We start from the raw sequence: 9,664 nt of genomic DNA, 5'->3' as shown, positions 1-9,664 counted from the left end.
CAGCTCCAGATGACCGCGCGGCCTGACCGGCGGGAACAGAGTGGTCAGGTGGTAGTCGAGATCCGCGCGGGTGGGCGGGCGCGGGGCCCGCGACCGGGTCCACTCGCGGAAGGTCAGCCCCTCCGGCACGTCCCAGGGGCCCTCGTCGCGGCGGACGCACATCACCGGGGAGTCCAGCACGTGCCGGGCCCAGTCGGCCCGCGGTTCGCCGTCGGTCGGGGGAGCCCCGGCCCGGCCGGGGCCGATCTCCATCCAGTGGAGCTGCCGGGTGGAGCACCAGCCGGTGGGCCGGCGTGACGCGAGCGGGGAGTTGGCGAACGCGGCCACCAGGACCGCGCCGAGCTGGTGCGCCAGCCACCAGCGCCGTTCGTAGCCCAGCGGGCCCGGCTCCTCGTACCCGGCGTCCACGCAGACCTGCACGGAGGCCGAGGCGCACATCATGTGGCGGCCGGCCCGTCCGGTGCGGTCCAGGCACGCCTCCATGGCGTCGTAGCGGGGTTCACGGAGGAAGCGGCGGGGCTCCTGCCAGGGATCGTGGCCGACGCCGAGGAGGGCGAGGCCGTGCCCGGCGAGGACCTTGCGGACCGCGGTCAGGTCGGCGGAGACGGAGGTGACGCACTCCGTCAGGGAGGCGGCGGGCAGCGAGCTGAGCTCCAACTGGCCGCCGGGCTCGACCGTGAGCGGCGAGTCCAGGGGGACGGTGCGCACGGCCGCGTGGGCCGCTTCGAGCCGTTCGGGCGGTACGGGGAGCCAGGGCCGCTCCGGGTCACGGACCAGCCATTCCACCTCCACCCCGAGGGTGCGGGGCGGGCCGGTCTTGAAGCAGATGCCCCGGATCAGGGCGTCCACCTCCGCCTCCGTGACCGCCGCGCGGTGCCGGGTGCAGTCGTGTTTCGTGCAGTGGTGCTCCGTACAGTCACCACTCGATGCGTCAGACATGTCGGTGTTCTCCTGGGATTCCAGCGTGCCGACGGAGCCCGGCCGGGCGTGTGCCGGGCAGAGACGCATTCCACCCAAGACCCTCGCACCGAATCGCACAAGAGCGCCCAGTGGGACGTCCGGGATCGTTCATCTCCGTCTCCTCGCGCGTTTCCTCCCGTACCGGGTGTGACCGGGTTCCGGGCGCCTTCGCGGCACCCCACCAGCATTACCCCGGCGGCGCGTGGGGGCACGGCGGGGAGAGCGGTGAGCGGAGGCGGTTCAGGCAGCTCAGGAGGGCTCGGGGGCGGTCCGGGCGGGGCTGCTCCGACCGGGTGAGTCCCCCGCGAGCACGCGCAAGGCCCGCCCCGGCGGGGGAGGGCCTTGCGAAGCGGTCAGGTCCAGCCGTAGCGCTCGTACAGCCGCTGCCGGACGAGGTTGAAGCGCATGCGGTCCAGCGCGCACGCCTCCCGGCGCATGCCGTCGTCGTGCAGCCGCAGCACCCGCTCCACGGACACCCAGGAGTCGCGGCCGGTGCGATCCCAGGGGCCCTGGCCTATCGCCACCCACTCCCGCTCGCCGTCGTGCTCCTTGCTGGACAGCTGCACGGCGAGGAAGGTGCCGGCGGCCTCTCGCGCGACGACCAGCACCGGGCGGTCCTTGCCCCGGCCGTCGTTCTCCTCGAACGGCACCCAGGTCCAGACGATCTCGCCCGGATCGGGGTCGCCGTCACGCTCGGGCGTGTACTCCGTGGCGACCGGGCCGACCTGGCGCGGGTCGGCCTCGGTGGTGGCGTGGGGGCCGAAGCGGCCGGGGACGTTCTCTTCGCTGTACGTGCTCACGCCGTGCACCCTAACGGCCGGCCAACGGCCCGCAGGGCTTCGGGGTTTATTCCGTCCGGTCGGCGAGCAGCCGCTCCAGCCAGCCCAGTTGGGCCGCGCGAGCCGCCTTCGAGAGGGCCGCCCCGGGCGCGAAGGCGTCGAAACCGTGGAAGCCGCCCGGCCAGACGTGGAGTTCGGCCACCCCGCCGCTCCGCCAGATCCGGGACGCGTACTCCACCACCTCGTCCCGGAAGGTCTCCGCCGAGCCCACGTCGAGGAAGGCCGGGGGCAGCCCGGCGAGATCGGTGGCGCGGGCGGGGGCGGCGTACGGGGAGACGTCCGGGCCGCCCCGGCGCTCGCCCAGCAGGGCGTTCCAGCCGGTCTCGTTGGCGGTGCGGTCCCAGACGCCGACGCCCGCCATCTGCCGGCTGGAAGGGGTGTCGTTGCGGTCGTCCAGCATCGGATACCTGAGCAACTGCCCCAGCACGGGCGGGCCTTGGCGGTCCCGCAGCATCAGGGCCACGGCGGCCGCCAGGCCGCCGCCGGCGCTGGCGCCCGCGAGGACGATCCGCTCCGGGTCGCCGCCCAGCTCCTTCGCGTGCTCCGCCGTCCACAGCAGCCCGGCGTACACGTCCTCCACCGGCGCCGGATGCGGATGCTCGGGGGCGAGCCGGTACTCCACGGAGACGACCACCGCGCCGCCCAGATCCAGCGCGAGGGACAGCGGTGCGTCCACGCCCGCGCGGTTGGTGCCGAGGATCATGCCGCCGCCGTGCACGTAGTAGATCACCGGCAGCCGGGCGCCGGGGGTGGCGGCGGCGGGGCGGCAGATGTACAGGGAGACGTCCGGGGCGCCCGGCGGGCCCGGCACCTCGCGGTCCTCGACCTCGAAGGCGCCGTCCATGGTGAGGTCCAGCGAGCCGAACACCTCCATGGCGGCGTTCTCCCGCGCCGCCTCGATGCCGTCCGGGGTCAGGCCCGGATCCATCGCGTCCTTGAGCGGTTCCAGAGCGGCGGCGAGTTCCGGGTCGAACGGCGGCGGGTCCATGGTCATGATCGTGCCCCTTCCCTCCCTCGCGGGCGATTCACCTCTCCAGGATCGGTGCGCGGGCCTCCCGGCGCAGGTTCCCGGCGCGTCCTTGTGCACCGCTTGACTTCGAGAGCACTCCAATTCGTAGCGTTCCGGGCATGAGCACTCCTGCACAGCACAAGATCGGTTCGGGTTTCGGCGCGGACAGCACCGCCGACGAGGTCCTGCGGGGCATCGACCTCACGGGCAGGCTGGCGATCGTCACCGGCGGCTACTCGGGGCTCGGTCTGGAGACCACGCGCGCGCTGGCCGGGGCGGGCGCCCATGTGGTCGTCCCGGCCCGGCGTCCGGAAGTCGCCCGACAGGAGCTGGCCGGGATCGGACACGTCGAGGTGGACGAGCTGGACCTCGGCGACCTGGACAGCGTGCGCGGCTTTGCCGAGCGGTTCCTGGCGTCCGGCCGCGGCATCGACCTCCTCATCGGCAACGCCGGGATCATGGCCTGCCCGGAGACGCGGGTCGGGCCCGGCTGGGAGACGCAGTTCGCCACCAACCACCTCGGCCACTACGCCCTCGCCAACCGGCTCTGGCCGGCGCTCGCCTCCGGTGACGGCGCCCGCGTCGTCTCGGTGTCCTCGCGCGGCCACCACCTCTCGCCGGTCCGCTGGGACGACGTCCAGTGGACCGAGGGCTACGACAAGTGGCAGGCGTACGGCCAGGCCAAGACGGCCAACGCGCTGTTCGCCCTCCAGCTCGACACCCTGGGCCGGGACTTCGGTGTCCGGGCCTTCTCGCTCCACCCCGGCGGCATCATGACCCCGCTCCAGCGGCACCTGCCCAAGGAGGAGATGGTCGAGCGCGGCTGGATCGACGAGCAGGGCAATCCGCTGAACCCGGCCGGCTTCAAGACCCCGGAGCAGGGAGCGGCCACCCAGGTCTGGGCCGCGACCTCGCCCCGGCTCGACGGTCTGGGCGGCCTGTACCTGGAGGACTGCGACGTCGCCGAGCCCGCCCCGGAGGACGGCACCTGGACCGGCGTCAAGGACTGGGCCACCGACCCCGGACAGGCGGCCCGCCTGTGGACCCTGTCGGCGGAGCTGACGGGAGTGGACGCGTTCGCCAAGTAGGTCCAGCACGCGCGAGAGGGCCGGAGCCCAGTGGACTCCGGCCCTCTCGCGTACGAAAGGTCAGGCGGCGATGACGTCGCCCACGGTGCCGTGGAGGCGGGAGACGACCTCGGTCAGCTGGCCGGCGACCTCGGCGTCGTCGGACGGGTGGGTCTCGGCGAAGCGGGTCACGGAGCCGGGGATGGAGAGCTTGATGTCCTCGATCACCTTGCCGCCCGCGATGCCCACGGCCTTGCGGGTGTCGTCCTGCGCCCACACGCCGCCGTACTGGCCGAAGGCGGTGCCGATGACGGCGACGGGCTTGCCGCCGAAGGCGCCGGCGCCGTAGGGGCGGGACAGCCAGTCGATGGCGTTCTTCAGCACGGCCGGCATCGTGCCGTTGTACTCGGGGGAGAAGACGAGGAACGCGTCGGCGGCCTGGGCGGCGGCACGCAGCTCGGCGGCGGCGGCCGGGACCTGGCCCTCGACGTCGGTGTCCTCGTTGTAGAACGGAACGTCGGCCAGACCCTCGTAGATCACGACCTCGGCGCCCTCGGGGGCGAGCTTGGCGGCCGCCTCGGCGAGCTGGCGGTTGTGCGAACCGGCGCGGAGGCTGCCGACGAGCGCGAGGATGCGAACGGACATGAGGTACTCCAAGGGGTGGTGAAACACGCTGGAAACGATCCGGACCGGGGTCCGTTTAATTTTCTACCACCCTAACCGGACCGGGGTCCAGTTTTGTTCCCCATGCTTTACGCTGTCTTCATGTCCAGCGCCCTGCCGCCCTGCCCGCAGCCTGAGGAGCCCGTCGACACAACCCGGTTGCTGGAGGTCGGCACGGGCCCCGAGGAGCCGTGCCTGCGCGCCGACGCCGCCCGCAACCGGGCCCGGCTGCTGGAGGCCGCCGCCCGGCTGATCGCCGAGCACGGGGTGGCCGGGGTGACCATGGAGGCCGTCGCCACCGCGGCCAAGGTCGGCAAGGGCACCGTCTTCCGCCGCTTCGGCGACCGCACCGGGCTCCTCACCGCCCTGCTGGACCACTCCTCCGCCCGGCTCCAGGCCGACTTCCTCGCCGGCCCGCCCCCGCTGGGGCCCGGCGCACCCCCGCGCGAGCGGCTGCACGCCTTCGGTGTCGCGGTGCTGCACCTCTGCGCCGACCAGCTCGACCTGCAACTGGCCGCGCTGCCCGAGCCCACCCGGCGCCATCTGCACCCCTCCAACCAGGCCATGCGCGCCCACCTGCTGGTGCTGCTGCGCCAACTGCTGCCCGGCGAGGACTGCGAACTCCTCGTCCCGGTCCTGCTGGCCTACCTGGACCCGGCCCTGATCCACCATCTGACCCGCCAGCTCGGCATGCCGATGGCGCGGGTGGAGGCGGGCTGGTGCGACCTGGCCGACCGGATCACCGCTGCCCGGCCCACGGCTGGTGCCCCGCGAACATCGCCGACAGCCGCTCCGGCGCGTCCGGCCGGAACAGCATCCCGCCCATGAGGGCCGAGTCCGCGGCCGAGTGCTCGGCGCGCGGGAACATCCGCTCCTCGTAGGCGGCGAGCGCGGCCTCCGCGTCGCCGGGGTGGGAGAGGAGGGCGCGGGCCAGGCCGGCGCCGTCGGTCAGGGCCAGGTTGGCGCCCTCGCCGGCGAACGGGGACATCAGGTGGGCCGCGTCGCCGAGGAGGGTGACGCCCGGCGTGCGCGGCCAGCGGTGGCCGACGGTGAGGGCGTGGATGCGGCGGGGGACCAGGGGCGCGTCGGCGTCCGCGACCAGGGCCCGCAGATCCTCGTGCCAGCCGTCGAACTCCTTGAGCACCGTCCGCGCGGCCGCCTCGGTGTCGGTGAAGTCGATGCCGTCCAGCCACTTCTCCGGGGCCTCGACGGCGGCGTACACGTGCAGGCTGCCGTCCGGCTCCCGGTGCGCCAGGAAGCCGCGGCCGGCACCGAGGGCGAACAGCATGCCGCCGCCGACCAGTTGGGCGCCGACCGGGTGCCGGGTGTCGGCCGAGTGCAGGTCCGCCTCCACGAAGGACACCCCGGTGTAGACGGGCACCGCGTCCGACACCAGCGGCCGCACCCGCGACCACGCGCCGTCCGCGCCGATGAGCAGGCCGGTGGTGAAGGCGGTGCCGTCGGCGAGCGTCACCTCGTGCCGGCCGCCGTCCAGCGCACGGGCGCCGGTCACCTTGGCGCCCCAGCGGATGAGCCCCTCGGGCAGTGACTCCAGCAGCAGCGCGCGCAGTTCGCCCCGGTCGATCTCGGGGCGGCCGCCCGTGCCGTCGTCCGCCTGCGACCAGTGCACCTCGGCGTGCCGGTCCAGGACACGGGTGGCCTGGCCGCCCGCGTGGACCCGTGCGAGGAACGCCTCGTGCAGCCCGGCCGCGCGCAGCGCCTCCTGCCCGGTGTCGTCGTGGATGTCGAGCATCCCGCCCTGTGTCCGCGCCTCCGCCGAGGCGTCGAGGTCGAACACCGCCGCCTCGACGCCGTGCGCGTACAACACCCGCGCGAGCGTGAGTCCGCCGAGTCCGGCGCCGATCACGGCTATCGGGTGGTGGGGGAGCGGGGTGGTGGTTCCGGTCATGGAGGTCTCCTGGTGGCTCATTCGGGTACGGCGGTCCGCTCGATGCCGTTGATCAGGGTCTGGAAGGCCCACGAGAGCCGGTTCTCGGGTGTGCCCGAGAGCAGCACATCGGCGCTGCCCGCGATGTGCGGGTGGGTCCGCTCGGACACCTCGCGCAAGGTGCCGATCAGGTTCTGCCAGTCGTCCGCCGGCTCCTCGCCGGCATGCTCGGCGGCGGTCGCGGTGGCGTGCTGGAGCAGCAGGTCGACACCCCAGGCCGCCCGATCGCGCGGCACCCCGCCCTCGGCGAGCAGTGCGAGCAGGGTCTCGATCAGGTTCAGGTAGTGCGGCCCGCTCGGCCGCGCGGTCAGCGCGGAGCGCGCCAGTTCGGGGTGGGCCAGCAGCATCGCCGTACAGGAGGTGAGCACTTGCTCCAGGCGCTCCCGCCACGTGCCCTCGGCGGAGACGGGCGGGAGGGTGCCGAGCAGTTCGTCCAGCACGGCCGCGTGCAGTTCGTGGGTGTTGCGGACGTAGACGTAGAGCGAGGCCGGGCCGGTGTCGAGTTCCTGGGCCAGCCGCCGCATGGTCACCTTGCGCAGCCCCTCGGCGCGCAGGACGGCCAGCGCGGCGGCCACGATGCCCTCTCGGGTGAGGGCGGGCTTGGCGGGTCGCTCCCTGCGGGAGCCGGGGGGAGGTGGGGTCATGGCTCGACAGTAACGAACGTGTTCGCTCCGAACAAGTTCGTGGCGAACATGTTCGCCAGCCGTGTCGTATGTTCGCCAGCCAGCGTCGTGCTTTCGTCCAGTCCTGTACGACCTCGCCCCGCCCGAGGCCGCCCCCGCGGCCTCTGCCAGGATGCGCTCTGTCATGGTGCAGATACCGAACACGCCCACGAGCGCCGACGTGGCCCGCCTGGCGGGCGTCTCGCGCGCGACCGTGTCCTACGTCCTCAACGACACCGACGCCGTACGGATCAGCGAGCCCACCCGCCGCCGCGTCCACGCCGCCGCCCGGGAACTCGGGTACGTGCCCCACGCCGCCGCCCGCACCCTGCGCGCCGGACACAGCCGCATGGTCCTGATGCCCGCCCCGGCCGTCCCGGTGGGCCCCCTCCATCACCGCTTCCTCGGCGAACTCCAGGCCGCTCTCGGCCGGCTCGACTACACCGTCGTCCAGCACGGCGCCGTCGGCCAGGGCGACGAAGCCGCCCGTGCCTGGGCCGAGTTACGCCCCGTCGCCGTCCTCGCTCCCGGCTCCGGGCTCGGCCCGCACGGGGTAGCGGTGCTCAAGAGGGCCGGTGCCCGCGCCGTGGTGACCCTCGGGCCCACACCCGTCGAGGGTGCGCACGCCCTGCTGATGGACCACACCGTCGTCGGTCACCGCGCCGCCGCACACCTCTACGACCGGGGCCGCCGCCGCCTCGGGGTGATTCTCCCCGAGGAACCCGGCCTGGAGTTCTACTCCCACCCCCGCCTCGACGGCGTCCGCCGCGCCCTCCAGGGCACCGACGCGACCGTGACCGGCTTGCCCCTCGCGTACACGGAACGGGCGGCCAGTGAACTGGCCGCCCGGCTGCCCGAGTTGGGCCTCGACGCCGTCTTCGCACACAACGACGAGTACGCGATGCTCCTGATGCGCGCCCTGCAGGACGCGGGGCTGCGCGTCCCGGCGGACATCGCCGTGGTCGGCGCCGACGACCTGATGCTCGGCCGCCTGCTACGACCCCGGCTCAGCACCGTCCGCCTCGAACTGCCCTCCGGCCGCGAACTCGCCGAACTGGTCGATCACGCCGTACGCCGGCCCGGCGCCGAACCCGAGGTCCGCACCGTGCTGGACGCCACGCTGATCCACCGGGCGTCGAGCTAGGTCACTCGCCGCCGGGCTGCCGGTCCTCGCCCTGGCCCTGGGCCGCGATGTCCTTGCGGACCTCGTCCATGTCCAGCTTGCGGGCCTGGTCGATGACGTCCGTGAGCGCGGGCTCGGGCAGCGCGCCCGGCTGCGCGAAGATCGCCACCTGGTCGCGGACGATCATCAGCGTGGGGATCGACTGGATGCCGAACGCCTGCGCCAGCTCCGGCTGGGCCTCGGTGTCGACCTTGGCGAACACCAGGTCGGGGTTCTCCTCGGCCGCCTTCTCGTACACCGGCGCGAACTGCTTGCACGGTCCGCACCAGTCGGCCCAGAAGTCGATGAGAACGAACTCGTTGTCCGCCACCGTCTGGTCGAAGTTCTCCTTGGTCAGCTCCACGGTGCCGCTCATGGTGTGATCCCTCTTCCTGGTGTGGAGGTAGTGCCACCGGCGGAAACATGCCCGCCACGGTGCCTATTCCGGCCGTAGTGCCCCGTCTTCCCCGCGTCCGTCCCCTACAGCTTCCCCTCAAGGAAACCTTCCGGCACTCCCGGGCCCGGATCATGTGGCCTCCGGGACGCCCACCCACCACACTGGCCGCATGACGGAAACGGAAACCATCGCGTACGACGTCGTGGTGCTCGGGGCCGGGCCCGTGGGGGAGAACGCCGCCGACCGCGCCCACGCGGCCGGGCTCAGCACCGCGATCGTGGAGAACGAGCTGGTGGGCGGTGAGTGCTCGTACTGGGCCTGCATGCCCAGCAAGGCGCTGCTCAGGCCGGTCATCGCCCAGGCCGACGCCCGCCGCCTCCCCGGTCTCGCCCCCGCCAACCAGGGCCCGCTCGACGCCCGCGCGGTGCTCGCCCGCCGCGACGACTTCGCCTCCCACTGGAAGGACGACGGCCAGGTTCACTGGCTGGAGGGCACCGGGATCGCGCTCCACCGGGGCCACGGCCGCCTCGCCGGCCCCCGCACGGTCACGGTCACCGCCGAGGACGGCACGGTCACCACGCTCACCGCCCGGCAGGCGGTGGTCGTCGCCACCGGCACCCGCGCCCAGCTCCCCGGCCTGCCCGGCCTCGACGAAGTACGGCCCTGGACCAGCCGGGAGGCGACCAGCTCGCAGACCGTGCCGGGCCGGCTGATCGTGGTCGGCGGCGGTGTCGTCGCCACCGAGATGGCCACCGCCTGGCAGGCGCTCGGCTCGCAGGTCACGTTGCTGGTCCGGGGCAAGGGCCTGCTCAGCCGGATGGAGCCGTTCGCCGGGGAACTGGTCGCGCAGGCGCTCACCGAGGCGGGCGTGGACGTGCGCACCGGCACCTCCGTCGAGTCCGTCAGCCGCGAGAACGGCACCGTCGTGGCCGTCACCGGCGACGGTGCGCGCATCGA

11 protein-coding genes are annotated in these 9,664 nt (G+C 73.5%); 4 read left to right on the top strand and 7 right to left on the bottom strand.

Annotated elements, in window-relative coordinates; genetic code table 11:
• The 3 genes from GT030_RS23140 to GT030_RS23130 all read right to left on the bottom strand — a co-directional run.
• Positions 1 to 939 (bottom strand): glutamate-cysteine ligase family protein (locus GT030_RS23140; RefSeq protein ID WP_161202737.1); only part of this gene is annotated, 939 nt, incomplete at its 3' end.
• Positions 940 to 1,313: 374 nt separating this feature from the next.
• On the bottom strand, positions 1,314 to 1,760 hold the full coding sequence (locus GT030_RS23135) for a type II toxin-antitoxin system PemK/MazF family toxin (protein ID WP_086696410.1): 447 nt from the start codon (positions 1,758 to 1,760) through the stop codon (positions 1,314 to 1,316).
• A gap of 46 nt (positions 1,761 to 1,806) precedes the next feature.
• The gene (locus GT030_RS23130; protein ID WP_161202736.1) at positions 1,807 to 2,793 is read right to left on the bottom strand and encodes an alpha/beta hydrolase; all 987 of its coding nucleotides are present in this window, start codon (positions 2,791 to 2,793) and stop codon (positions 1,807 to 1,809) included.
• Between the two features lie 134 nt (positions 2,794 to 2,927).
• Between GT030_RS23130 and GT030_RS23125 the strand changes: the two genes are divergently transcribed.
• Entirely contained in the window at positions 2,928 to 3,896 is a 969-nt protein-coding gene (locus tag GT030_RS23125) for an SDR family NAD(P)-dependent oxidoreductase (protein WP_161202735.1), read from the top strand.
• Between the two features lie 60 nt (positions 3,897 to 3,956).
• On the opposite strand, the gene GT030_RS23120 is transcribed toward GT030_RS23125, so the two are convergent.
• A complete protein-coding gene (locus GT030_RS23120) occupies positions 3,957 to 4,520 on the bottom strand; it encodes an NAD(P)H-dependent oxidoreductase (protein WP_161202734.1) in 564 nt (187 codons plus the stop codon).
• A 102-nt stretch (positions 4,521 to 4,622) separates the two neighbouring features.
• Here GT030_RS23120 and GT030_RS23115 point away from each other — a divergent pair, with 102 nt between their 5' ends.
• The gene (locus GT030_RS23115; protein WP_161202733.1) at positions 4,623 to 5,366 is read left to right on the top strand and encodes a TetR/AcrR family transcriptional regulator; all 744 of its coding nucleotides are present in this window, start codon (positions 4,623 to 4,625) and stop codon (positions 5,364 to 5,366) included.
• Here GT030_RS23115 and GT030_RS23110 read toward each other — a convergent pair.
• Together GT030_RS23110 and GT030_RS23105 are read right to left on the bottom strand one after the other, a co-directional pair.
• On the bottom strand, positions 5,278 to 6,447 hold the full coding sequence (locus GT030_RS23110; protein ID WP_161202732.1) for an NAD(P)/FAD-dependent oxidoreductase: 1,170 nt from the start codon (positions 6,445 to 6,447) through the stop codon (positions 5,278 to 5,280). The genes GT030_RS23115 and GT030_RS23110 overlap by 89 nt on opposite strands.
• Before the next feature lie 17 nt (positions 6,448 to 6,464).
• On the bottom strand, positions 6,465 to 7,130 hold the full coding sequence (locus GT030_RS23105; RefSeq protein ID WP_161202731.1) for a TetR/AcrR family transcriptional regulator: 666 nt from the start codon (positions 7,128 to 7,130) through the stop codon (positions 6,465 to 6,467).
• 163 nt (positions 7,131 to 7,293) lie between these two features.
• Between GT030_RS23105 and GT030_RS23100 the strand changes: the two genes are divergently transcribed.
• Complete coding sequence (locus tag GT030_RS23100; protein WP_161202730.1) at positions 7,294 to 8,292, top strand: LacI family DNA-binding transcriptional regulator; 999 nt, start codon at positions 7,294 to 7,296, stop codon at positions 8,290 to 8,292.
• Between the two features lies 1 nt (position 8,293).
• Here GT030_RS23100 and trxA read toward each other — a convergent pair whose 3' ends face one another.
• Entirely contained in the window at positions 8,294 to 8,686 is a 393-nt protein-coding gene (trxA, locus tag GT030_RS23095) for a thioredoxin (RefSeq protein WP_161202729.1), read from the bottom strand.
• 190 nt (positions 8,687 to 8,876) lie between these two features.
• Between trxA and GT030_RS23090 the strand changes: the two genes are divergently transcribed.
• A partial coding sequence (locus GT030_RS23090) for an FAD-dependent oxidoreductase (protein ID WP_161202728.1) occupies positions 8,877 to 9,664 on the top strand: 788 nt, incomplete at its 3' end.

The sequence above is a fragment of the Streptomyces sp. SID1328 genome, from assembly GCF_009865595.1.
Classification (GTDB): domain Bacteria; phylum Actinomycetota; class Actinomycetes; order Streptomycetales; family Streptomycetaceae; genus Streptomyces; species Streptomyces griseoluteus.
Note: the sequence above shows the minus strand (reverse complement) of the source record. Positions and strands in the feature narration are given on the sequence as shown.